Annotated in this window: 24 protein-coding genes; 9 read left to right on the plus strand and 15 right to left on the minus strand. The window is 56.6% G+C overall.

Translation table 11 applies throughout. The features are described from left to right. The first annotated feature begins 36 nt into the window (after window positions 1-36). Window positions 37-825, plus strand: a complete 789-nt coding sequence (locus CU100_RS16610) for an endonuclease/exonuclease/phosphatase family protein (RefSeq protein WP_106717688.1) — start codon at window positions 37-39, stop codon at window positions 823-825. Here the strand turns inward: CU100_RS16610 and CU100_RS16615 are convergent. From CU100_RS16615 to CU100_RS16635, 5 genes are all read right to left on the minus strand, one after another. After that, window positions 754-2166: an NAD(P)H-dependent oxidoreductase gene (locus tag CU100_RS16615; protein WP_106718015.1), complete on the minus strand. Its 1413-nt coding sequence runs from the start codon at window positions 2164-2166 to the stop codon at window positions 754-756. The two genes, CU100_RS16610 and CU100_RS16615, sit on opposite strands and share 72 nt — an antisense overlap. Before the next feature lie 46 nt (window positions 2167-2212). Beyond that, a complete protein-coding gene (locus CU100_RS16620) occupies window positions 2213-3733 on the minus strand; it encodes a tripartite tricarboxylate transporter permease (protein WP_106717689.1) in 1521 nt (506 codons plus the stop codon). A gap of 49 nt (window positions 3734-3782) precedes the next feature. Next, window positions 3783-4283 (minus strand): tripartite tricarboxylate transporter TctB family protein, encoded by a 501-nt coding sequence (locus CU100_RS16625; protein WP_106717690.1) that lies wholly within the window; start codon window positions 4281-4283, stop codon window positions 3783-3785. A gap of 57 nt (window positions 4284-4340) precedes the next feature. Continuing rightward, window positions 4341-5324, minus strand: a complete 984-nt coding sequence (locus CU100_RS16630) for a Bug family tripartite tricarboxylate transporter substrate binding protein (RefSeq protein WP_106717691.1) — start codon at window positions 5322-5324, stop codon at window positions 4341-4343. A gap of 77 nt (window positions 5325-5401) precedes the next feature. Then, complete coding sequence (locus tag CU100_RS16635) at window positions 5402-6448, minus strand: 4-hydroxythreonine-4-phosphate dehydrogenase PdxA (RefSeq protein WP_106717692.1); 1047 nt, start codon at window positions 6446-6448, stop codon at window positions 5402-5404. A gap of 169 nt (window positions 6449-6617) precedes the next feature. Between CU100_RS16635 and CU100_RS16640 the strand changes: the two genes are divergently transcribed. Continuing rightward, window positions 6618-7301: a GntR family transcriptional regulator gene (locus CU100_RS16640; RefSeq protein WP_106717693.1), complete on the plus strand. Its 684-nt coding sequence runs from the start codon at window positions 6618-6620 to the stop codon at window positions 7299-7301. Window positions 7302-7328: 27 nt separating this feature from the next. On the opposite strand, the gene otnC is transcribed toward CU100_RS16640, so the two are convergent. Both otnC and CU100_RS16650 read right to left on the minus strand, forming a co-directional pair. Beyond that, window positions 7329-8003 carry a 3-oxo-tetronate 4-phosphate decarboxylase gene (otnC, locus tag CU100_RS16645; RefSeq protein ID WP_106717694.1) on the minus strand — a complete coding sequence of 225 codons (675 nt, stop codon included), beginning with the start codon at window positions 8001-8003 and terminating at the stop codon, window positions 7329-7331. A gap of 14 nt (window positions 8004-8017) precedes the next feature. Continuing rightward, the gene (locus CU100_RS16650; RefSeq protein WP_106717695.1) at window positions 8018-9016 is read right to left on the minus strand and encodes a LacI family DNA-binding transcriptional regulator; all 999 of its coding nucleotides are present in this window, start codon (window positions 9014-9016) and stop codon (window positions 8018-8020) included. Between the two features lie 171 nt (window positions 9017-9187). Between CU100_RS16650 and ltnD the strand changes: the two genes are divergently transcribed. From ltnD to CU100_RS16675, 5 genes are all read left to right on the plus strand, one after another. Further along, window positions 9188-10129, plus strand: a complete 942-nt coding sequence (gene ltnD, locus CU100_RS16655; RefSeq protein WP_106717696.1) for an L-threonate dehydrogenase — start codon at window positions 9188-9190, stop codon at window positions 10127-10129. A 14-nt stretch (window positions 10130-10143) separates the two neighbouring features. Further along, window positions 10144-10920, plus strand: a complete 777-nt coding sequence (gene otnI, locus CU100_RS16660; protein ID WP_106717697.1) for a 2-oxo-tetronate isomerase — start codon at window positions 10144-10146, stop codon at window positions 10918-10920. Between the two features lie 3 nt (window positions 10921-10923). Continuing rightward, complete coding sequence (otnK, locus tag CU100_RS16665) at window positions 10924-12204, plus strand: 3-oxo-tetronate kinase (protein WP_106717698.1); 1281 nt, start codon at window positions 10924-10926, stop codon at window positions 12202-12204. A 56-nt stretch (window positions 12205-12260) separates the two neighbouring features. Then, window positions 12261-12548, plus strand: a complete 288-nt coding sequence (locus CU100_RS16670) for an acylphosphatase (protein ID WP_407070338.1) — start codon at window positions 12261-12263, stop codon at window positions 12546-12548. 110 nt (window positions 12549-12658) lie between these two features. Then, the gene (locus tag CU100_RS16675; protein WP_106717700.1) at window positions 12659-13201 is read left to right on the plus strand and encodes a PRC-barrel domain-containing protein; all 543 of its coding nucleotides are present in this window, start codon (window positions 12659-12661) and stop codon (window positions 13199-13201) included. Between the two features lie 39 nt (window positions 13202-13240). On the opposite strand, the gene CU100_RS16680 is transcribed toward CU100_RS16675, so the two are convergent. Both CU100_RS16680 and CU100_RS16685 read right to left on the minus strand, forming a co-directional pair. Further along, complete coding sequence (locus tag CU100_RS16680; protein ID WP_106717701.1) at window positions 13241-14302, minus strand: HoxN/HupN/NixA family nickel/cobalt transporter; 1062 nt, start codon at window positions 14300-14302, stop codon at window positions 13241-13243. Between the two features lie 351 nt (window positions 14303-14653). Beyond that, on the minus strand, window positions 14654-14827 hold the full coding sequence (locus CU100_RS16685) for a Flp family type IVb pilin (RefSeq protein ID WP_106717702.1): 174 nt from the start codon (window positions 14825-14827) through the stop codon (window positions 14654-14656). 336 nt (window positions 14828-15163) lie between these two features. On the opposite strand from CU100_RS16685, the gene CU100_RS16690 reads away from it, so the two are divergent. Further along, the gene (locus tag CU100_RS16690) at window positions 15164-15343 is read left to right on the plus strand and encodes a Flp family type IVb pilin (RefSeq protein WP_106718016.1); all 180 of its coding nucleotides are present in this window, start codon (window positions 15164-15166) and stop codon (window positions 15341-15343) included. Window positions 15344-15530: 187 nt separating this feature from the next. After that, window positions 15531-17036, plus strand: coding sequence for a hypothetical protein (locus tag CU100_RS16695; protein ID WP_106717703.1), 1506 nt, complete (start codon window positions 15531-15533; stop codon window positions 17034-17036). Window positions 17037-17206: 170 nt separating this feature from the next. On the opposite strand, the gene CU100_RS16700 is transcribed toward CU100_RS16695, so the two are convergent. From CU100_RS16700 to CU100_RS16725, 6 genes are all read right to left on the minus strand, one after another. Next, the gene (locus tag CU100_RS16700) at window positions 17207-17977 is read right to left on the minus strand and encodes an amino acid ABC transporter ATP-binding protein (protein ID WP_106718017.1); all 771 of its coding nucleotides are present in this window, start codon (window positions 17975-17977) and stop codon (window positions 17207-17209) included. Then, the gene (locus CU100_RS16705) at window positions 17977-18657 is read right to left on the minus strand and encodes an amino acid ABC transporter permease (RefSeq protein ID WP_106717704.1); all 681 of its coding nucleotides are present in this window, start codon (window positions 18655-18657) and stop codon (window positions 17977-17979) included. The genes CU100_RS16700 and CU100_RS16705 overlap by 1 nt, the downstream gene beginning before the upstream one ends. An 85-nt stretch (window positions 18658-18742) precedes the next feature. Then, a complete protein-coding gene (locus CU100_RS16710; protein WP_106717705.1) occupies window positions 18743-19513 on the minus strand; it encodes an amino acid ABC transporter substrate-binding protein in 771 nt (256 codons plus the stop codon). Window positions 19514-19686: 173 nt separating this feature from the next. After that, a complete protein-coding gene (locus CU100_RS16715; protein WP_106717706.1) occupies window positions 19687-20754 on the minus strand; it encodes an ABC transporter ATP-binding protein in 1068 nt (355 codons plus the stop codon). A 7-nt stretch (window positions 20755-20761) separates the two neighbouring features. After that, complete coding sequence (locus tag CU100_RS16720) at window positions 20762-21610, minus strand: carbohydrate ABC transporter permease (protein WP_106717707.1); 849 nt, start codon at window positions 21608-21610, stop codon at window positions 20762-20764. Continuing rightward, on the minus strand, window positions 21607-22536 hold the full coding sequence (locus CU100_RS16725; protein ID WP_183635522.1) for a carbohydrate ABC transporter permease: 930 nt from the start codon (window positions 22534-22536) through the stop codon (window positions 21607-21609). Before CU100_RS16725 ends, CU100_RS16720 begins: the two co-directional genes overlap by 4 nt. Window positions 22537-22578 lie beyond the last annotated feature (42 nt).

Consider the following 22578-nt stretch of genomic DNA (forward strand, 5'->3'; position numbering starts at 1 on the left):
GCAAGGAAGTTCCCCTAAGAATAAGCCAGGAGCTGGATCATCAAGATACTCACTTACAACGTTCACAGCTGCGTCGGCAGTGACGGGCAAGCATCACCGGGTCGGATAGCCGAGATAATCGCGGGCTGCGATCCGGACATTGTTGCCTTGCAGGAGCTCGATGTAGGGCGCAAACGCACTGGCGGGGTAGACCAGGCTCATGCAATTGCGGCCCATCTCGGCATGGGAGTAGTCTTCAACCCGACGATCCATATCGCTGAAGAGCAATATGGCGATGCCATACTCACTCCGTTGGAGATGCGTCTGGTCAAGTCAGGCCCCCTGCCCTCCATCGGCGAGCGTCGAGGCGCTCTATGCGTGGAAGTCGTTTATGATGGCGGTACCGTAACGATCGTCAACACGCATCTGGGGCTCTCAAGACGTGACCGTTCGGCTCAGGTGGCAGCCTTGCTCGGACCGGGATGGCTCGACAACCCCCTCAACAAATCGCCCAGGATACTTTTGGGCGATTTCAATCTGGTCCCCTCCTCGCTCGTCTACAAACAGATTACGCGCGAACTGGTTGACGTTTGGTCGGGCAGTAGCAGTCGGCCGGGCAAGACCTTTCCTTCCCGTCTTCCATTGCTAAGGATCGATCACATATTTACGGATCGGGCCGTCCGCGTTATCGACGTAGGCGTGATCAGGACGCGCGCGGCGCGCGCGGCCTCTGATCACCTTCCTCTATTTGCGCACCTCGATATAATACCGCAGTTACACCGCCCGCAACGACACCCGAGCTTGGCCCGTCGACGGGAAGAAGTGCGCGTCCTGCCTCCGGCGTAACTCAAGCAGGCGAGAATCCTCGGCAGTCACATCGCCGAGACGCACTGCGCTGCCTGCCTTGACGGGACGAACCAGCCTTCGATTGGCGACGAGATAGAACGGTGCCGGTTGTTCAGACTCCAAAGGCCTGGCCGGAACAAGTGCCGACGATATATCCTTGATCGCGTGATGATGACCAACAGCCGTCAATATTGTTCCGGCGTCGAGATCGGCGTCGGCGATCGCTATCAGGTCGAAGCGCGGCTGCGGCTCCCTAGCGCCACTGGAACGACCATTCACTGCAGCTTCGAGAACACTTGTGGCTGCCTCGAGACCAAGAAGATGGCGCGGCAGATAGATCATTGCCGTTGTACCATTGCGGCTGATTACATGTCCCTTTCCAGCAAGAAGCTCCCAGCTCACCTCATCTTCACATCTGACAACGATGAAAACGCCGCCTGCGAAACTGACTTCGCCGGGGAGGCGCAGGCAGTGGAAGACGTCCATCCGCCGTTCCCCGTTAAGAAGCCCCCCGTCTGTTCGCGTGGAGAAGAAGGTCGGAACCTCCGAAATTCGCGCGATCGGACAATGAAGCTCCGGACGGTCAGGCGAGACATTGACCGAGTGAGAGACGACGGCAAGTTCGCAAAGATCGGGAACCGCTCGCTGGGGCAGTTTAGACGCCGCAGCCGATCTGGCCGCGACGAGTTCAGCAACGTCTCGCCCGCCAAGTTCGAAATGCCCGGCGAACCCTGGAGCGGGAACAGAAATACCGTTGCTGGTCAATGTTTCCGTTGCCGGGTCGAACACAAAATCATACTCACTCGACTTTCCGGCACAGATTATCTCAAAACCGAGAATTTCTGCCCAAGTGACGAGGCCGATAAGAAGGCTTGGCTGATCGCCGTCAACAGGCGTGACCACTCGCCCGTTGCCGGCGGCCATTTTTGCCAGACCTGGACCCACCACGCTGTCTACCTCCTTGGAAACCAGTGCGACGTGTTTGCCTGCTGCGATGGCAAGTTGAGCGTGACCGGCACCGGCTTCAGGGTGTCCGGTGGCTTCGACCAGAACATCGAACGGCAAATGAACAACATGTTGCAAGTCGCCGGCTGCGATGGGGCGACCGCTGTTCCAGGCTGCGCTTGCTTCGTCCCTGTTGCAGCACTCGGCGACGTCGTCCAGCCCAACGGATCGTAGGGCAGCGGCGGCAGTATCGACGTCGATGTCGACAGCGATGCGGGTCTCCATAAGCGGAACGTGCAAACTTTGCGCGAGAAAGCTGCGCCCAAAACCGCCCGTGCCAACGATACAGACCTCAACCGGCTTGGCCGCGCCAGCGAAGTGGTCATGATAATTCATCGAAACCATCCCTTTAAATTTCTAGGAAGCAGGCGAAGTTCGAACGTCAAGCCTTGGCGGACTGCCCCGCACGGCGGCGAGAACCACGTAGCCCGATCGCAGTGGCAATCAGAGGCCAAACAAGCATGAGAAGTCCGAGCGCCATGATCGCGCTGACGAGCGGGTTGGACCAGAAGATGGTCAAGGACCCGTTCGACATGAGCATGGATTGGCGAAAGGCATCCTCTGCCTTGTCCCCGAGGACCATTGCAAGCACCAAGGGAGCAATCGGGTAGTCCAGCTTCTTGAAGAGATAGCCGAATACACCGAACCCGAGGACAAGCCACAAATCGAAAGTAGAATTGGCAATCTGATAGGCGCCGGAGAAGATGATAGCGACGATCACGGGCCCAACTATGGAGAAGGGCACGCGCAAGATAGAGGCGTAAAGCGGCACTGTCGTAAGCACCAGTAGAACTGCAACCACATTGCCGATGTACATCGATGCGATCAGTCCCCAGACAAAATCCGGACGATCGATAAAGAGCATGGGCCCCGGCGTCAGGCCCCAGATCATCAGCCCGCCCATCATCACAGCAGCCGTTGCTGATCCCGGAACCCCTAAGGCAAGCATGGGCAACAATGCGGACGTCCCGGCCGAATGATCGGCAGTTTCCGGCGATACGATGCCGCGCGGGTCGCCCTTGCCGAATTGAGATTTGTCCTTGGCGAAACGCCGGGCCAGACCATAGCTCATGAAAGACGCCGCGGTCGGGCCGGCCGGCGTTATTCCCATCCAGATGCCGATGATTGTCGAGCGCAGGATCGACCAGCCGTAGCGCGGCATTTCCTTCAGCGTCCGCACCACGTCGATCGCCCTAACCCGCGCCTTGATACCTTCGAATCTCAGCCCTTCCTCGGTGGTCAGCAGCAATTCCCCCAACCCGAACAGCCCCATCACGGCGACCAGGAAGGAGACGCCCTTGATGAGATCTGTGAGGCCAAAGGTCAGTCGCAATCCGCCGGAAATCGTATCCATGCCGACTGTAGCGAAGGCGAAGCCCAGCATCATCATTACCAATGTCTTGGCCGCTGAGTTGGAGCCCATGCCAATGAAGCTTGCAAAGGCCAAAAAGTAGACCGCGAAGAACTCTGGCGATGAGAATTGCAGCGCGAAGCGGGCAACCCAGCTTGACAGCAATGTGATCATCATCACGCCAGCGAGCGCTCCAATCCCGGCTGACATGAAGGCGAGCGTTAGAGCGCGCGTCGCCTGCCCGCTGCGGGCCATCGGATAACCGTCGAACGTCGTCGCGACAGAGGAAGGCTCGCCGGGGATGTTGAAGAGTATTGAGGTGGTCGATCCGCCGAAGAGTGCACCCCAGTACATACAGGAGAGAAGTATGATGGCCGAGATTGGATCCATCGTGAAGGTGAGCGGCAAAAGCAGGGAAACGCCATTGGGGGCGCCCAGACCCGGCAGCACACCAACGAGGATGCCAAGCATAACCCCCGCTATCATGATGACGATGTGGTGCATGGTAATGACAGTGGCGAAACCATCCATCAAGTAGCCGAAATTGCCCATTTTCTGGTTCCTCCCAACCCGATCTTCTTCGCGCAACCCGCCGAATGGATCAGTAGATGCCGAGCCAGTTTTCAACCGGGCCCTTGAGCAGCGGGACCTGAAAACCAATCTCAAAAACGATGTAAAACAGCGCTGAAACGGCCAGAGCCGCGAGGATGCAGATCCACCAGCGGTAGCCTCCTTGCCATTTCATCGACGCGAAAATGTACAGCGCAGTACCAATATAAAGGCCCAGGAACAGCGAAACGATGAGGAAGGCGACAATTGGCAGGAAGAAGCCAAAAACCGACCTGGCTCTCTTGCCATCAATGAATATTTCGCCCCTGAACCTGGACAGGAAAATGCTGCGAAGCAAGGTTACGAGACTGCCGAGAATAATCAGCACACCGATGTAGAAGGGGAAATAACCCGCGCCGGGGCCCATCTCGCTCCAGCCGATACCGCTTCGCCAGGAGCCATAGCAAACCGAAAGTCCTGCGGCCGAAGTCAGGAGCGCAGTGACGATCTCCATCGTCCTTCGGGATACGGAACCCTTGTCAAACTCGGCCATGCGCGCCTCCCAAGCGTTGTAGAGGTTCGGGACGCAAATGTGCGTCCCGAAATGATCTTATTTCACCAGCCAACCTTCGCGCTGCAGCACCTTGCGAACATTCTCGCGGTCAGCGGTCTGGTAGGCATTGAAGTCATCACCCGCCATGAACTTCGATGTCTGAGATGTCTTGGCAACGTAATCTGCCCATTCAGGAGTTTCCGACACCTTCTTCAGAACGTCCCTATAAAACGCAACGACATCGTCCTCGACTCCGGCAGGCAGCCAGACAGTGCGCGGCATACGGTAACTGTCGATCGCCAGGCCAGCTTCTGCGCAGGTTGGGATATCGTGCCAGCCCTTGCCATCATGTACTGCCGTGCCCTTTGGAAAACGGTCAGGCCGGAAAACACAAAGCGGCTTCACCATGCCGGCCTGCCACTGGCCGCGGTTCTCATTTGGATTGTTCACATTGGCATCGATGTGACCGCCGGCAAGCTGCACAGCAGCCTCGCCGCCACTTTTGAACGGAATATAGCGGAACTCCGCCCCCGCGGTCGCCGCGATCGTGGATACGAGGATTTGGTCAGTATCCTTGGACTGGCTGCCGCCGAACTGTACTGCCTTCGGCTCGGCTTTCGCTGCAGCAACAAAATCCTTGATATTGTTGAATTTGGATTCACCGTTGACCCATACGATAAATTCATCGAGCGCCAAGGCAGCTACGGGCGTTAGATCCTCAGGGGCGTAGGGAACGTCAGCTACGCTGGGAAGCAGATATTCATTGTTGGTGCCGAAGGTCAGCTTGTAAGGATCACCCTTGTAACCCGCGGCGTAAACAAAGCCTTCCGCTCCGCTGCCGCCGCCCTTGTTCGTAACCACTACCGGTGCCTTCATCAACTTGTGCTTGGAGATGATCGATTGCACGGTGCGGGCGAAATTGTCTGTGCCGCCACCCGGCCCGGATGTTACGACGAATTCGACAGGACGTGTCGGCTCGAAAGCCAGCGCAGGCGCTGCCATGGTCATTGCAAGCAATGCCAGAGTGATTTTTCTCAACATATTGGGTCCTCCCGGTAGTTGAACCGCCCGCCGCAAGCTCCTACCCCGGCGGTTCGGCTCTGTTTCGTGTTGATCGTTTATGCGACGCCTTTCAATGTACCCTGCCGCGCAGCCATTCTCGCCGCCAGCAGTACTGCTTCGCGCGAAGCTCCTACGTCGGCGATGCCCCGGCCGGCGATGTCGTAGGCAGTGCCATGAGCCGGCGTGCAGAGCGGAAAAGGTAAGCCACCCATCATCGTCACGCCTTTGTCGAATCCCATCATCTTCATCGCGATCTGACCTTGGTCGTGATACATCGTCAGCACCGCGTGGAAGCCCTCCTTCACGGCACGAAGAAAGACAGTATCAGCCGGAAAGGGACCCTCGACGGCATGGCCTTTGGCTTTTGCGCGGGCGACGGCGGGCTCGATGATCTCGATCTCCTCCATTCCGAAGCTGCCCCCATCGCCGGCGTGGGGGTTGAGCCCCGCGACCGCAATCCTGGGCGTGTCAATTCCGGCGAGACGCAGGCAAGTCTCGGTCAATTCTATTTCGGCGAGTATCGCATCCTCGTTGATATGGGCCGACACTGCCGATAACGGAATATGTGAGGTCACCCGCGCGTTCCATATACGGTCGAGTACATTGAACTCGCGCATCCGGCCCTTGAACGAGAGAACATCGGAAACGAATCGAATCTCGTCGTCGTAGTTCGGGTAGGCGAAACGCATCGCCTTTTTATTGAATGGGGTAAAGCACACACCATCGACGCGGCCTTCATTGGCCAAGAGCAGTGCGAAGCGAAAGTTCTCCGTCGCAAAGGTGCCACCGGCAAGTGTTGCTTCACCGCGGATCACGTCAGCAGGATCGAGGTGTTCAAGGTCGACAAAGACAGGCCGTGCTGCAGGTTCGACCGAGAAATCATCTGCTTTGCGGTAATCAAGATCGAGCACGACATCTGCGACAGCACTGCCCTCTTCCAGAATGCGACGATCGCCGATCACCACGAAATGAGCCGCCTGCTTGAGCTCTGGCAACGATAGTATTTTGGCGGTCAACTCCGCACTGATGCCGGCGGGATCTCCCATGGCTAGCGCCAGGACAGGCCGATTTCTGCTAACGTCGACAGCTTCAGCAAGCGCCATGAAAAGTTCTCCTCCGATGATCGCCACTGATTACCCGCAAAATTCCGACGGCGCAAGTATTTTGTATACAGTATAAAACATTATGTATGGGAACCCGTATCATTTTGCCGGATTCGATGCGAAACTGAGCCCGATTCCGGCTCGCTAGGAGCCTTGCAGGAGAGAGATAATGGCCTCTGAAGTGTTCGAACCGGTTGGAAAGCGCACAGTTGCCACGATCTCGCGGCAGTCGCTGCACGGTGAGATAGTAACGCGGCTGCGCGACATGATCATCGAGGGGGAGCTGCAGCCCGGAGAGCGGATATATGAAAATCAGCTGGGCGAAGAGTTGGGCGTCTCCCGCACGCCTTTACGCGAGGCTTTGAAATTTCTCGCCAGCGAAGGGCTGGTCGAACTGGTGCCAAGCCGCGGGGCAGTGGTCAAGCGGTTTTCTGCCAAGGACGTTGAGGACATGCTTATAGTCATCCGCTCCCTGGAGATGCTTGCCGGACGCCTGGCATGCGTGCAGGCCAGTGATGAAGATATCGCAAGGATACGCCAGCTTCACGATGCGATGGTGAACCATTACAGCCGGGGCGAAAGGCTCGAATATTACAAATTAAATCAGCAGATCCATACGGGAATCGTCTCCTTGGCCAATAGCGCGCCGCTTGCCGAGGTCCATGGGCTGTTGCAGTCGCGTGTCAAGCGCATCCGCTTCATCGGGCATGAGGGAGCGGAGCGCTGGGCAGGTGCCGTCGCCGAACATGAGCGCATTATCGGCGCGCTGGAAGCTCGAGACGCCGAAACATTGGCCCGTGAACTGGATACTCACCTCGTCAACGGCTGGGAACGGGTGAAGTCGGTCGTCTGATTTGGCGGCCAAAATCGTTCGGCACTGTTATTCGCTATGATCGTGGCCATGCTCATGATCTGGAAGGTCAAGATCAAAATTCTTGGCGAGATCGCCAACCTGCGCCGGGCTGAGATAACGTGGATTGAGATTTCGCAATAGGAGGTAAAGTTTCGCCGTCTCCTCCAGTTCCTCGGTCGCAAAAACCGCGGTTTCAAGACTGTCGCCCGCCACTACCGGCCCGTGATTTGCCAGCAGAACGGATGAATACCTGCCCGCAAGTCCGCGGATCGCATCGGCTACAGCCGGATCACCAGGGCGGTAGTAAGGTAGGAGAGCGGTCTGGCCAGCTCGCATGAGATAATAGGGCGTCATTGGCGGCAAAGCGGCGCGTGGATCGATCTCGGGCAACATTGTCAAGGCAACCGCATGAGTCGAATGGAGGTGGACAATCGCCCGCGCGCTTCCTCGTGATTCATAAAGGGCGTTGTGAAGGGGGATCTCCTTCGTGGGCTGATCCCCTGAGACCAGCACTCCCCCGGCGTCGAGGCGAGCCAGCCGGGCGGGGTCGAGAAAGCCCAGAGACGCATTCGTCGGGGTTACCAACCAACCTCCGTCATCAAGCCGTAGGGATATGTTCCCCGACGAGCCGGGCGTCAGACCTCGTTCGAACAGCGAACGCCCGTATCGGCAAATTTCCTCTCGCAGGCGCGATTCAGACATAAGTACCTCCGGTGTCAGGCAGTTGCCCCTTCAATGAGCTCGAAGCCGAGATCGACAACCTGCGGGGACGCGTTGTCCATGATGAGTTTTGCCGCTAACTCTCCAGCCGCGACGCGCGGCGTGCGTATGGTGGAAAGAGCTTGCGGCATCACTCGGCCGAGATCGAGGCCATTATAGCCGAAAATCGCCAGTTGGGACGGGATGACGATTCCCCGCGCCAAACAATGGAAATAGCCACCGAGCGCCATGTCGTCGTTGGAAAAATAGACGGCGTCTAAATCCGGGGTCCGGGCCAACAGCCGATCAAGACCCAAACGCCCCCGTTCGACAGAAGACGCTTCACGATAAATTTCCTGATCCGCAAGCGGCGTGCCGTTCGCACTCAATGTATCGCAGAAACTCGAGTAGCGTTTGCCGGCGCGTGTATCGCGGTCAATATCATGACCCACATAGCCAATCCGGCGATAACCGCGCTTCAATAGAAACTCTGCGCTTTGACGACCCGCCGCTCGATTCGAAAAACCGACGGCAAGATCCAGCGCCGTACCGTCGACATCGAGTAGTTCAACTGCACGGCAATTCGACGCTCGAAGCATCTTGATGGTACGCTCCGTATGCTCATACCCTGCCAATATGACCGCCGCAGGCCGCCAAGCCAGCATAGACGCCACCAGCGCCTCCTCCCGAGCCGGATCATAGTCGGTTACCGCGAAAACCGCCTGATACTGATTATTTTCCAGCGTCGCGCTTGCGCCTCGAAGGACATCGGCAAAGACGATGTTGGACAGCGACGGTATGACAAAGGCGACGAGGCGAGAACCGGCCGAGGCGAGCGTACCGGCGATCCGGTTGGGAACATAGCCGAGCCGTTCAACGGCGGTCATGACACGTTCTCTTGTCTTGCCGGAGTAAGATCCGTGATTTCGCAGGACCCGGGAGACAGTGCTTTCGCCGACGCCGGCCGCCTTGGCAACCTGCGCGAGCGTCACTGACACCTGATCTCTGGACGTCATCATTCCTCGTATTTCTTAAATCCGCATGACCTCGGGCGCTGAACCTATCCTTACCTATTCAAGTTTTTTTGGCAGCGCTACCATTTTGTCATTGGCAGCGCTGCCATTCTCGGTTTATCACTGGTGCACTGAACCCCACGAGCGATCCACGCCATATCCGGGAGGCTACCCATGTCAGAAACCGTTACCGTCCGTCAGAATACCGTGGTGGCGGCAGTTATTGGACTTGGCTCAATGGGTATGGGGATGGCCAGATCCATGAATCAGGCCGGCCTCGATGTGGTCGGTTGTGACATTACACCCGATGCGGTCGATCGTTTCGTCGCCAATGGCGGTCGTGGCGCCACCACGGCAATCGAAGCCGCAACAGATGCCGATATTGTCGTCTCCGTGGTTGTCAATGCCGCGCAGACGGAGGCGATACTATTCGGCCCCGATGGCATAGCCGGCACGATGAAGCCCGGCGCAGTGTTCATCTCATCGGCCACGATGGATCCCGCTATCGCACGTGATCTGTCGCGACGGGTCGAAGCTTGCGGCCACCATTATCTGGATGCCCCGATATCTGGCGGTGCGGCAAAGGCAGCGAGCGGTGAACTTACGATCATGGCCTCTGGATCCAGGCAGGCTTTCGAGCTTGCCCGTCCAGCTCTGGATGCAATGGCCGCCAAGGTTTACGAACTCGGCGATGCTGCTGGTGCTGGTGCAGCCTTCAAGATGGTCAATCAGCTTCTTGCCGGCGTCCATATTGCGGCGGCCTGCGAGGCAATAAGCTTTGCTGCCAAGCAAGGCCTTGATCTCGATAAGGTGTACGAAGTAATCACCGCATCCGCAGGCAATTCCTGGATGTTTCAAAATAGGGTTCCCCACGTGCTGGCGGGAGACTACACGCCCCTCAGTACCGTCGAAATCTTCGTCAAGGATCTTGGCATCGTTCAGGACATGGCGCGTGCCGAACGGTATCCTGTACCGCTCGTAGCTGCGGCTTTGCAGATGTATCTTGCTGCCTCAGGTGCTGGCATGGGCCGGGATGACGACGCGTCTCTTGCACGGATCTACGCCTTGCTTTCCGGCGCTAAGCTGCCGAATACCAGCGGCGGTTCGCTAGCCTGACGAGAGGATTCACTATGCCCGTATTTGCCGCCAACCTGTCCATGATGTTCAACGAGTGGCCGTTTCTGGACCGTTTCGCTGCTGCTGCCGATGCTGGCTTTGCGGCTGTTGAATATCTGTTCCCCTATGAAGTCACGCCCGAATCTATCTCGGAGAGGCTCCGCCGCAACAATCTTCAGCAGGCGTTGTTCAATCTTCCCCCTGGCGACTGGGCCGCGGGTGAGCGTGGCATTGCCGCGCTCCCCGGTCGGTTCGATGACTTGAAATCGGATGTGGAACGGGCGCTCGATTATGCATCGGCAACCGGCGTTAAGCGAATGCACCTGATGGCGGGCATCGCCGATCCCCATGACGATGTGGCTGCGTCCTGCTATCGGCGCTCTGTAACCTACACTGCCGGTCGGCTTGCCGAAGCGGGTATCGATCTGATGTTGGAGCCGATCAACGCGCGAAACATGCCAGGATATTTCCTCGATGATTTCGGCACTGCAGAACGGCTCATTGCGAATCTCGGCTTCGCAAACCTCAAGCTCCAGTTCGATATCTACCATCGCCAGATCATGCACGGCGATGTGACCATGGCTCTGCGCCGCCTGATGCCTGTGACTGGCCATGTTCAAATCGCCAGCGTTCCTTCGCGCCACGAACCCGACGGTGAAGAACTGAACTTCCCGTTTATTCTCCAGGAGATCGACCGTCTCGGCTATGATGGCTTCGTGGGTTGCGAATATATCCCAAGAACCGGAACTCTGGACGGTTTGAGCTGGTTCGAACCCTTTAGACGGAGCTAGGCCATGACGATATTGCTTGGATCAATTGCGGATGACTATACGGGGGCGTCTGATCTTGCCAATACGCTGACAAAAAATGGCCTGCGCACGATCCAGACGGTAGGCATCCCCGACGCAGCCTTGGACCTGCCAGATGTCGATGCCATCGTTATCGCCCTGAAGATTCGCTCCGTCCCTGCCGCGAGCGCTATATTTCTTGCGTCTGAAGCGTATCGATGGCTGTACGGTCTTGGCGCCAGACACGTCCTTTACAAGATTTGTTCGACATTCGACTCCACGGATGCCGGGAACATCGGCCCGGTTACCGAAGCACTCGGCAGCATGGCAGGAGCCGACACAGTCCTCGTGACGCCGGCTTTTCCCGAGACGGGTCGTACCGTCTATTTCGGTAATCTTTTTGTCAACGGACAACCGCTGAACGAAAGCCCGCTTAAAGATCATCCCCTCAATCCAATGCACGATGCCAATCTGGTACGCGTCCTGGCAAGACAGTCGCGGGGTGGCGTCGGGCTCGTCGAGCTCCCGACCGTCTCAGCAGGCACCGCTGCCGTGAAGTCGCGACTGTATGCGTTGCGCGACAAAGGTTTTTCGGCAGCGATTGCTGACGCACTCGTGGAGCGTGACCTTGAAACACTCGGTGCTGTCGCGCTTCAGATGAAGGTTTCGACAGGAGCATCCGGGCTGGGCTTGGGTCTTGCCCGGGCGCTCGTACAATCCGGTGATGTGCCGCTGAACCCCACAACTGCAGCCGACATTATTCGTCCCGTCGGCGGACTGGCCGCCATTGTTGTCGGCAGTTGCTCCAGCGCAACGCTCCGGCAAGTCGAGATTGCCGAACAGTCGATGCCCGTGCTGAGGCTTGACAGCGAAAGACTGATTGGCGGGTCTGACGAGATTTCCGCCGCGATATCCTGGGCAGGCGAGCGCGTCGCGAAAGGTCCTGTGCTTATCTCTGCCAGCGGGACGCCCGAAGCCGTCGCCGAGCTTCAATCGCGATACGGTCGCGATGTTTCAGGTCATGCTATCGAGGCTGCCACGTCACACATAGCGGCCGAGCTCGTGACAAGGGGCGTTCGTCGTCTCGTGATCGCAGGAGGCGAGACGTCCGGCGCGGCAGTTGACAGGCTTGGCATCCCAGCCTTCCTGATTGGACCCGAAATCGCGCCGGGTGTACCGGTTTTGCGCACCGTGGGAAATGCTCAGGGAGAAATGCTACTGGCCCTAAAGTCCGGCAATTTTGGAGGCGAGAACTTCTTTGCAACTGCTATGAGCATGATGCGTTGATAGCAATAGCTCGCACACGAGCAGCGTTCGATCGTCATCTAGACTAGGCAGCAATCGTGGCCAAGCCCAAATCATTGATCGTTACAATCCGTGGCAAAGTGCAGGGTGTCGGTTTCCGCTACTGGACACAAACTGAGGCACAAAAGCTGGGACTTCGAGGCTGGGTGCGTAACGAAAGCGATGGCTCCGTTTGCGCCCTCATCGTCGGACCGGAACATGCTGTAGACAAGATGCTGAAGCGTTTCGAGGAGGGGCCGGGAGCAGCTTCGGTCTCGCGCGTCACCAGCGAATCCAGTGGTAAGGGCCAGTCCGCTGACGGCTTCAATATTGTCGGTTCCGATTAAGCAAGTAACTCCTCTAAAGACGGAACCTCTGGCCTTTTTTCGTGTTTACGAAGAATGGGAACCTTCGGGCGAAAGCTCGGGGTCTTCTTGCGTAACGATGGAGTATTATCATGATCAGGAAACTCATAGCCGCCACAGCATGTGTGGCTTTTATGTCCGGGACAGCGTTGAGCCAAGGTGTCTCTCCGGCACCCGCCGAGAATCCTGCTCCGCTTACAGTCACCAGCAAGGAAATCTTCAAGCCAGCGCCTGGCAGTCCGCCAGCAGCGGATGCAGCCAACCTTACCAAAGTATCGGACGGACAGATTCTCGCCTCCGGATTCATTGGCAAAGCCGTGTACAACGGCGATGACGACAATGCAGAGACAATAGGAAAGCTCAATGACCTGCTGATTGGACCTGACGGTATGGTTCAGGCCGCAATCGTCGGCGTCGGAGGGTTCCTTGGCGTGGGCGACAAGGATGTAGCGGTGGCTCCGGCGCAGTTGAAACTTTCGATGCGCAGCGATGGCGAAACATGGCTGGTGATGAACACGACGAAGGACCAGCTGAACGCCGCCCCGGCCTTCGACAGGTCAACGAATTTCACGGACGGCGTGGCTGATCCGATGAAAACCGGAGCAAACCCACCGGCAACGGAGCCTGCTAAATAATATCACGCGGAAGGCCGCTGCATTTCGCCGGCGGCCTTCCTACTGGCGGCATGCCGACACATCAACCTGGAGAGTGTCGTACCCTTTGGCGCGGTATATGATGACCGAGATCATCCAGCTCATGATGAATATCGCGACGACGGCGTAACCAAAGTTGGCCAAATCGTCATTCAGTCCCCCAATGAAGTGCCAGAACGGCCCCTGAAGTTCGAGTTTGTCGCTGATCAACCCGAGCGCTTCAACTCCGCCGATGAAAACAGCCACTATGACGGACGCTCCGGTGATTGTAAGATTGTACCAGAGCTTGCGCATCGGGTTTATGGACGCCCAACCATAGGCCCCCGTCATCAATACGCTGTCGGTGGTGTCCATCAACGACATGCCTGCAGTGAAGAGCGCTGGAAACACGAGAATTGTCCAGAAAGACATGCCTTGGGTTGCTTGCGCTGCCGAAATTCCGAGCAGACCAATTTCGGTCGCAGTGTCGAACCCCAATCCGAACAGGAATCCGATTGGATACATATGCCATGACCGGGATACGACACGAAAAATCGGGCGGAAGATGCGCGCAAGCAGCCCGCGGCCCGCGAGCAGCGCATCGAGGTCCTCGTCGACGATTCGCTCGCCGCGACGCGCACGGCTGAAAGCCGACCATATGCCCCGCAGGATGAAAAGATTGGCCAGACCGATGACGAGTAGGAAAACAGCCGAGACGGATGTGCCTATCACACCCCCTACGTCGTGAAAGGATTCGAGATTGCTCTGCATGGCGGCCGCAGTGGCGGCAATGACAAGTGAAGCGATCACCACGATGGTGGAATGGCCAAGCGAGAAAAAGAAGCCTACCGAGTAGGGTGCCTTGCCCTCCTGGATCAGCCGGCGGACGACGTTATCGATCGCCGCTATGTGGTCGGCGTCAAATGCATGCCGTAGACCGAACATATAGGCGAGGAGAGCCATGCCCAGCAATGAAGGACTATCCGAAAAAGCTAACCAGGCCCAGGCCCAGGCGCCGACATTGGCGGCGACCAGGATAATATAGGTAAAAATGAGCTTGGCTTTCAGTCGGGCGGGTTGATCGTCGAAGGGATTGGGAATCACATAAGTCTCCTCTGCTGGCGGGTACCCACATGCTGGTCATGCGAGCCCTGCCGCGCGGCATCGAAGTGACCATAGAAAAATGGAAAGTGTGATGTCTACGCGAAAACGTCTTACTCACCTGTGAATCATTTCGGAGCAAACAATCACCTTCGATGACGATCTGATGCAGGAACTAGGCATGGTGAAGGCCTAGCAAATCGCCGGGCGCACTCCGGTATCTTGCAAGAGCTAAGGGTTAAGGCACGCCGATAGAACAGGCGCGGCTGCCATGTGCACGCCGTCCCTTGAGATAGCGAGCGGCCCTCAAGCACGCGAACACATTGCTCTTGGCTGTCTCTGCGGCCTGGAGCCTTATGGTTCGGGGCTTACCCTGTTTGATATCGCTTCGAATGTGTCCTTGATATTCGTGCCAAGCTTGCTGCTGGCGCCAATAATGGCGACTGCTATCAACGCAACGATCAGCGCGTATTCAACGGCACTCGCGCCGGTTTCGTCCCTGAGGAAGTGCGCGAAGAGCTTTGTCATGTTCGCCTCTCCTGTCTTTACTCACGTCGCAGGATGGTCCTCCTCATCGCATCAATTGGCAAAAGGGACTACTTCTGATAGTTAATTAATTCCTTAGCGAAGCCGAAACAATTTAATAAATTACTATTGAACCTATAATGTTCTGACCGGTCACTCCAAGAAGTCTTCGTAACGGCTTTGAATGCGGGCAATTTGATTGACTTTGGTAAAGATAACTTAAGCAACAAATTGAGTCACAGTTCGGTAACTATATTAATTAGGGAAACCGAAATTGCCCGATACCTATCTTGACGACGGTTCAACGAAACCATGCACAACAACAGGATAGGCAATCAAATGAACAAGCTCATCGCACGCTTCCTCAAGGACGAATCCGGCGCGACCGCCATCGAATACGGCCTTATCGCTGCCCTCATCTCCGTCGGTATCATCGCTGGCGCTACCTCGCTGGGCGGCAGCATCAACAACACGTTCAATAAGCTCGGCGGCACAATGACCAACGCTGCGCCGAAATAAGTCAGTGACTTGGGGCTGCTGTTGCGCAGCCCCAATATACCTTGAATATTGTGAAATCCGGCTAGTGCCGGATCTCGCCATGCCTTGCCACGCCAGACGCGAGTAAGGCCGCGACGCGCTTCAAACCAAACTGTCCAACTGCCAGGCAAGAGCTTGCAGGCAAAGCATAGAGCGAGCACCGATTAGAATGGTCGACGACACCTACGCTACACGGGCAGTCACCAGCGCAAGCTCATCTATAGAAGACGAAAACCTGCGTGTCAGGCTGCTCTTCTGTCTGGTACTTGCGGTCGCAAAAACGGCACTGCTGCTCTTCTCTGCAGGTTTACTTTTGCGGGATCCGGACAATTGGTGGCACGTGAAGGTTGGGCTCGACATGCTGTCAACCCGGACTTTTCCCACGGTAGACACCTATTCCTATACGTTCGCAGGATCTCCCTGGATATCCAAGGAGTGGCTGGCGCAGCTATTCTTCGCACTCGCTTATGACAGCAACAGCTGGAGCGGGGTCACATTGCTGACTGCCGCGACCGTCGGCCTGACCACTTTCCTGCTTGCGTGGTATCTCAGCGCCGCTTTCAAGCCGACGATTGCATTGGCACTGGCCGCCCTCCTGTCGTTTCTCATCAACCCCATCATGACGGCGCGTCCGCTTATATTCACCCTCCCGATAATCATTGTCTGGACCGCGCAATTATTCCAGGCCGCGCGACGCGAACAATCACCGCCTTTATGGCTCCTGCCTCTGCTATGCCTGTGGGCAAACCTCCACGGCACGTTCACATTCGGCTTTGTCATTGCGGCCTTCGCGGCCCTGGACCTGCTCGTCCGCGTGCGACTTACCGAGCCTCGTGTCCTGGGCGCCTGGGTAAGTTTTGGGTTGCTCTGCCCCATTGTAACCCTGCTGAACCCGTACGGGATCAAGGCAATTCTCGCGACCTTTACCGTGGCCTACGGGAACGAAGCAGTTCCCTATATTGACGAATGGCAGCCCTTCAACGCCTCCAATTCCTACGTCACTGAAGCTTTTCTGCTGCTGGCGCTTCTGGGATTGCTCGTCTCCAGACTGCAGATCGCTTGGCCGAAAGCCTTGTTTCTCCTCTTTACACTCCACCTGTTTCTCACACACCAGCGGTTTTGTTATCTGTTCGTCTTACTGGTTCCGCTTGTCCTTGCGGTGGAAGTCGGTGAGCAATTCACGTGGGTCTCAGCGCGAAAGTGGGCGAGCGAGAAGCGCGACCGGCTCGAGCAAATACTTGCCCACCGCTTCCATTCTGTTCTCGCAGTCACGTGCATCTTGGGCGTGTTCACAGCCGCGATATTCGCGTCAAGTTCAAAGGTGGAGCCAAGCCACGATACTTCCGCGAAGGGTGCACTCGCCTACGCTAAAGAGCACAATTTGTCGGGCCGGGTCTTCAACTCGTATAATTTCGGCGGAACGCTCGTCTTTCACGGGATCAAGACCTTCATCGATGGAAGAACTGACCAACTCTTCCTCGGTGGCTTCATGGACAAGACGATGTCAGCAGGAAGCAGTTCGGGCAGACCTGTCTTGCAGGAGTTGTTGAAGACCTATGGAGTTGAGTGGGCGTTGCTGGTCACCGGTGACAGCCGTATTCCGTTCTTCGAGGATCTTGGCTGGCGCCGGGCGTACTCCGACGCAGATTCCGTTATCTTCGTGCCGCGGCACTAACTCGTTTTGAGTTCGCACGCGATGTCCTACCGTTGATCTCAATACGTTCCAAACGCGCCGCATGCTACTTCATCAAGCCGATGATAGATCAGGCAAAACGTGCTTTTCGCGTAAGTTGACCATCAGTGAACAGCCGTGACTGGCGCCAGGGCATCGAACAACGTCCCCCATTAGATCCCCTCGCCGTGCATATGGCCTTCATGGGTCAGCGTAGCGATAAAGCGTCTTGTGCGCTCATGCTTCGGCTTCGTGAATATGTCCCGCGACGCACCAGTCTCAACAATAACGCCACCATCCAGCACGGTCACCTCATTGGCGATCCTCGACGCCAGCCGAAGATCATGGGTCGCCATGACCATGGTCGTACCTTCACGCGCCAATTGTGCAAGTACATCGACCACTTCCCCGGAAAGTTCAGGATCGAGCGCCGACGTCGGCTCATCACAGAGAAGCACTTTAGGCGATGGGGCCAGTGCACGGGCGATTGCCACGCGCTGTTGCTGGCCGCCGGAGAGCGTTGACGGCCAGACATCCGTCTTATGCGCCAGCCCAACCTTCGCAAGCAAGGCGATTGCCCGCTCCCTCGCCCGTTCCTTTGGCCATTTGAGAACTGTGGTCAGCCCCTCGGTCACATTCTCGATGACGGTACGATGCGGGAATAGCTGGAAGTTCTGAAAAACCATGCCCGTATGGCGGCGCAGCAGTTGGATTTGCCTCATGCCAACACGCACGCCCGATTGGAACTCCAAGCGGTCTCCGGCCACTTCAACCGAACCTGACGTTGGGATTTCCAGAAGGTTCATGCAGCGCAGCAGGGTGCTTTTGCCACCACCGGACGGACCGACAAGAGCCATGACGGAGCCTTCGGCCACGCTGATGGAGACGTTTTTGAGCACGGTGTGGTCGCCAAAACGCTTTTCGATATTCGTCAGTTCAACCATCATGACCGTGCCTCCAGGAAGCCACCATAGCGGTTAAGGCGAGTCTCGATCCGCGCTTGAAGCGACGATAATACCGAACTCAGGGCGAGATAGATCAACGCAGCTTCTATGTAGAGTATGAGAGGTTCATAGCTGGTGGCAACGATGCGTTGCGCCGCTTGAAACAGTTCGGGTACGGTGATGGCGGCCGCAAGCGAGGTATCCTTTACGAGAGAAATAAAGGTATTCGAAAGGGGCGGAACAGCAACTCTGGCCGCTTGTGGAAGAATTGTCCGCTGCATTGCCTGGCGCCAGTTCATGCCAATGGAATAAGCGGCTTCCCACTGACCCTTGGGCACAGAGGATATGACGGCGCGCAGAATCTCAGATGTATAGGCGCCGATATTCAAGGTGAAGCCGATCAGCGCTGCGGTGAAGGCATCGAGGATGATACCAACGCTCGGCAGACCATAGAAAATGAGGAAAAGCTGGACCAGCAGCGGCGTGCCTCGGATGATCCAGACATAGAACCTTACGATTGCCGCCAACGGACCGGGTAAGAAAAGCCTGATCAATGCAGCTGATAGGCCGACCGCGAGCCCAAACATGAATGATAGGAGCGTGAGCGGAATGGTGAAAATCAATCCCGCCCACAACAGCGACGGAAGCGATTCAAGCATCAAGGTCAGCCAATGAGGCAAAGTCGATCTCCCTCAAAAGATAAAGGCAGGGAATTCATGTTCCCTGCCCTCTTAGAGCGTAATTTGTAACGGCCGTAAACGATCGTTACTTGGAAACGTCCTGCCCGAAATATTTGTCGGCGATCTTCTTGTAGGTACCGTCCGCCTTGATAGTTTCCAGCGCTTTATTGATTGCGGCCAGAAAATCCGGTTCTCCCTTGCGGATGATGATACCTGAGAAATCCGCATTTTCCTGCTGTGCTGCTATCTTAACAGGAGCATTGGGCTTGTGCTTCTTGAAATCCAGGAAGGACAGGCTGTCATTGATCGTCGCATCAGCGCGGCCATTGATCAACAATTGGATCGATTGGTCAAAACCGTCGGTACCCACGAGTTCGGCGCCATTGCTCTCGGCGATCTTGCCAAAGTTGCTGGTAAGTGACTGCGCCGATTTCTTGCCCTTCAAATCAGCGAAACCCTTGATCTCGTCATTGTCGCTTTTGACAATGAGGACGGCCTTGGAGGCGATATACGGTTCCGAAAAGTCGTACTTCGCCTTGCGTGCCTCCGTGATGCCGACCTGGTTGATCACCGCGTCGTACCGGTCGGCGTCAAGACCGGCGATCAGGCCATCCCACTTGCCCTCCAGGAACTGCGCCTTGACGCCCAGGGCCTTGGCAATCGCCTCCCCGATCTCCACGTCGAAACCTACCAGTTTGCCAGAGGCATCATGATAGGTAAAAGGGGCATATGTCCCCTCCGTACCAATCCTGAAGACGCCGGTTGTCTTGATTTGTTCGAGTTTGGAGGCAGCTTGTGCCTGAACAGTAAGGCTTGCTAGCGCGCCGGCGACGAGGAGTGTTTTCAACCAGTTCATTGTGTTTCCATCCGTTTGTTATTGCCTTATTGGCGTGATCGAAAAATGTCACTTTGCCGCGAGGCTGCATAGGCATCCATGGCCGTGAGCAACGACAGAACGGTGAAATTTATACCAGAACTTGCCCTTTCCGGAAAATCCCATTCCTGGGGCGGCCCGGATTACACGATGTGCTAGGCAATCCGCAGCCCGCTCGCCTCATGAAAGACATGCACATCAGCCTGTTTGATACCGAGACTGATCGTCTCTCCTGGAGCCCGATCGGTGCGGCCCATGGCGAATATACAGACCTGCTTATCGGCAAGTTTGACATAGAACTGTGTGGAGAGCCCCAACGGCTCGATCACTTCGATCGTTGCTTGAAGATCTTCTCCGCCAACCTCGATATTCTCGGGCCGGATGCCTACAGTCACCCGGTCGCCATCGTCCACGCCAAGTTCTGGGCTCAATGCGATCATCTGGCGGTCGGCTATTTCCGCCATGAGCTTGCCGCCTGTGCGCCTCACGACGGCCGGCAAGAAATTCATTCCCGGCGAACCTATGAACCCGGCGACGAATATATTGGCTGGACGATCATAAAGTTCAAGCGGTGTCCCCACCTGCTGGATATAGCCGTCGTGCATGACGACGATGCGGTCGGCCATCGTCATGGCCTCTATCTGATCATGTGTGACATAGACCGACGTCGTCTTCAGCTGTTGGTGCAGCGCCTTTATTTCTGTCCGCATATGGACGCGCAGTTTCGCATCCAGGTTCGAGAGTGGTTCATCGAACAAAAAAACCTTCGGATCACGCACGATGGCACGTCCCATCGCTACGCGCTGACGTTGCCCACCCGAGAGCTGCCGCGGCAGGCGCTGCAGCAGAAGGTCGAGGCCGAGCCGCTTTGCCGTGCTGCCGACGCGGTTCATCACAAGTTCCTTGGCCGTTTTTCGCAAGAGCAGACTGAAACCCATGTTCGACGCCACATCCATGTGCGGGTAGAGCGCATAGGACTGAAATACCATGGCTATGTCCCGGTCCTTGGGCGCGACATCGTTGACAACCCTTTCGCCAATCCTGATCTCGCCTGCGGAGATTTCCTCAAGACCGGCTATCATCCGCAAAAGAGTGGACTTGCCGCATCCGGATGGACCAACCAGAACAACAAACTCACCATCGGCAATTGAAAGATCCACCGCCGAAAGCACATTCATGGCGCCGTAGTTTTTCTGGACATTGGAAATTGTGACAGAAGCCATCGATTGATTATCCCTTGACTGCGCCAGCGGTAAGACCGGTGACGAGGTAGCGTTGCAGGAAAGCGAAGAACAGGCAGGCGGGAATAAGGGCGAGTACTGACGCCGCCATCATCTGTCCCCAGTCGACCGCGAACTTGCCTATGAAGGTCAGAAGCCCGACAGCGAAGGTCTTCTGACTGTCACTGCTGATGAGCATCAGCGCAAACAGCAGTTCGCTCCATGCGGCCGTGAAGACAAATCCCAGCGTCGCCCCCATCCCCGGCAATGTCAGGGGAATGATGACCTTGCGCAGCGCCTGGGAGCGGCTGCATCCGTCGATCATTGCTGCCTCCTCGAGGTCTTTTGGGATGCCATCGAAGAATGACTGCATCAGGAACGTCGCAAAGGCGATGTTGAACGCGACATAGATGATGATGAGGCCCGTCAGGCTATTCGTGAGTCCGAGTTGGCCCATGATGCGGTATATCGGTGGTATCACCATGACCAGCGGAAAGGTCTGCGTCAGCAGCAGCATTATTGCCACCGTCGATTTGCCCCGGAATGAGAACCGGGACATGGCATAGCCAGCCGCCGAGGCAACCACGGTGACAAGCACGGCGGTGATTACCGAAACGATGACGCTGTTCATGAAATAACGCGGGAAATCCGTGGCTCGCAACACGGTTTTGTAGTTCTCCCATGTCGCGATCGAGGGCCACAGGGTGATGCCCTCCGAATAGAGCAATGACTGCGGCGTCACCGAAATCTTCAACGTCCAGAACAATGGAAACAGCGCGAAAATCACATAGGCACCGACTGCTGCGTAGAGGCCGAAGCCGCCAAGCATGCGCGCGTTGCGGGAACGACCTGCGATCATGACGCCCTCACAAGCGATTTTCGGATACGGATCAAAACAACGGCATAGAGGATGAGAAGGACCAGCAACAGCACTGCCACCGCTGAGGCATAGCCCTTGTCGAGCGTCTTGAACGCGCTGACATAGATATATGTTGCAACCGTGTTGGTCGCGCCGGCGGGGCCGCCCTCTGTCATCACATAGATCAAATCGGCAAACGTCGCGATCCATATCGTCCGCAGCATCACTGTGATCGCGATGGTCGGCGCCAGGAACGGCAGCGTCACCTTGGTGAAGCGTTGCCATGGATTGGCGCCGTCGATTGCCGCGGCCTCGTGCAACTCCCCCGGAATCGACTTCAGTGCGGCTAGAAGCGTGATTGCGAAGAACGGTACACCGAACCAAACATTTGCGATGATCGGGCCCCACATAGCAGTAGCGGGGTTGGAGAGAATATTGGTCGGCGCTGACTGGATGCCGAGCGCATAGAGCCAGTGGGGCAAAGGCCCGACGATCGGGTTAAACAGCCATGCCCAGGTCAAGCCCGACAGAAAGGATGGCACGGCCCAAGGCAGGAAGACAATCGCCTGCACGAACCTTTTGCCAACGAACTCCCTGTCGAGGAGTAGCGCGAGGCCGAGACCAAGAAAGAATTGCAGAAACAGGCTTGCGACTGTCCACCACAGGGTATTCATCAGCGCCTGCGCGAGGTTGGGATCGTGCAGAAGGGCCTGATATTGCGCAAGGCCGACATATTCGGATTTGAAAGCCGAGAACTTCCGGAACGAATAGCTGATGCCGAAGATCAGCGGCACCACCAACACCAGCATGAGCAAAACCATGGCGGGGCTTAGATAAAGCCATGGTTCGAAAATGGTGGCAAAGCCACGCTTGCCAGCCTTTTCTCTGTCATGCGGCAGGCCCGCCGTCGTCGATTGCATCACCATGTTTATTGGCCCCTCATTGGTCGGCTCCTCTTACGCTCGTGC

This window comes from Phyllobacterium endophyticum, assembly GCF_003010935.1.
In the GTDB taxonomy this organism is placed as follows: domain Bacteria; phylum Pseudomonadota; class Alphaproteobacteria; order Rhizobiales; family Rhizobiaceae; genus Phyllobacterium; species Phyllobacterium endophyticum.

Coding starts and splice junctions, on each gene's coding strand:
- CU100_RS16635 (WP_106717692.1), bottom strand. CDS start 6,448: ATGGCGCTTGCTGAAGCTGTCGACGTTAGCAGAAATCGGCCTGTCCTG.
- CU100_RS16685 (WP_106717702.1), bottom strand. CDS start 14,827: ATGACAAAGCTCTTCGCGCACTTCCTCAGGGACGAAACCGGCGCGAGT.
- CU100_RS16650 (WP_106717695.1), bottom strand. CDS start 9,016: ATGACGTCCAGAGATCAGGTGTCAGTGACGCTCGCGCAGGTTGCCAAG.
- otnI (WP_106717697.1), top strand. CDS start 10,144: ATGCCCGTATTTGCCGCCAACCTGTCCATGATGTTCAACGAGTGGCCG.
- CU100_RS16695 (WP_106717703.1), top strand. CDS start 15,531: ATGGTCGACGACACCTACGCTACACGGGCAGTCACCAGCGCAAGCTCA.
- CU100_RS16625 (WP_106717690.1), bottom strand. CDS start 4,283: ATGGCCGAGTTTGACAAGGGTTCCGTATCCCGAAGGACGATGGAGATC.
- CU100_RS16615 (WP_106718015.1), bottom strand. CDS start 2,166: ATGAATTATCATGACCACTTCGCTGGCGCGGCCAAGCCGGTTGAGGTC.
- CU100_RS16700 (WP_106718017.1), bottom strand. CDS start 17,977: ATGGTTGAACTGACGAATATCGAAAAGCGTTTTGGCGACCACACCGTG.
- CU100_RS16715 (WP_106717706.1), bottom strand. CDS start 20,754: ATGGCTTCTGTCACAATTTCCAATGTCCAGAAAAACTACGGCGCCATG.
- CU100_RS16710 (WP_106717705.1), bottom strand. CDS start 19,513: ATGAACTGGTTGAAAACACTCCTCGTCGCCGGCGCGCTAGCAAGCCTT.
- otnC (WP_106717694.1), bottom strand. CDS start 8,003: ATGTCTGAATCGCGCCTGCGAGAGGAAATTTGCCGATACGGGCGTTCG.
- CU100_RS16720 (WP_106717707.1), bottom strand. CDS start 21,610: ATGATCGCAGGTCGTTCCCGCAACGCGCGCATGCTTGGCGGCTTCGGC.
- otnK (WP_106717698.1), top strand. CDS start 10,924: ATGACGATATTGCTTGGATCAATTGCGGATGACTATACGGGGGCGTCT.
- CU100_RS16620 (WP_106717689.1), bottom strand. CDS start 3,733: ATGGGCAATTTCGGCTACTTGATGGATGGTTTCGCCACTGTCATTACC.
- ltnD (WP_106717696.1), top strand. CDS start 9,188: ATGTCAGAAACCGTTACCGTCCGTCAGAATACCGTGGTGGCGGCAGTT.
- CU100_RS16675 (WP_106717700.1), top strand. CDS start 12,659: ATGATCAGGAAACTCATAGCCGCCACAGCATGTGTGGCTTTTATGTCC.
- CU100_RS16630 (WP_106717691.1), bottom strand. CDS start 5,324: ATGTTGAGAAAAATCACTCTGGCATTGCTTGCAATGACCATGGCAGCG.
- CU100_RS16640 (WP_106717693.1), top strand. CDS start 6,618: ATGGCCTCTGAAGTGTTCGAACCGGTTGGAAAGCGCACAGTTGCCACG.
- CU100_RS16725 (WP_183635522.1), bottom strand. CDS start 22,536: ATGGTGATGCAATCGACGACGGCGGGCCTGCCGCATGACAGAGAAAAG.
- CU100_RS16690 (WP_106718016.1), top strand. CDS start 15,164: ATGAACAAGCTCATCGCACGCTTCCTCAAGGACGAATCCGGCGCGACC.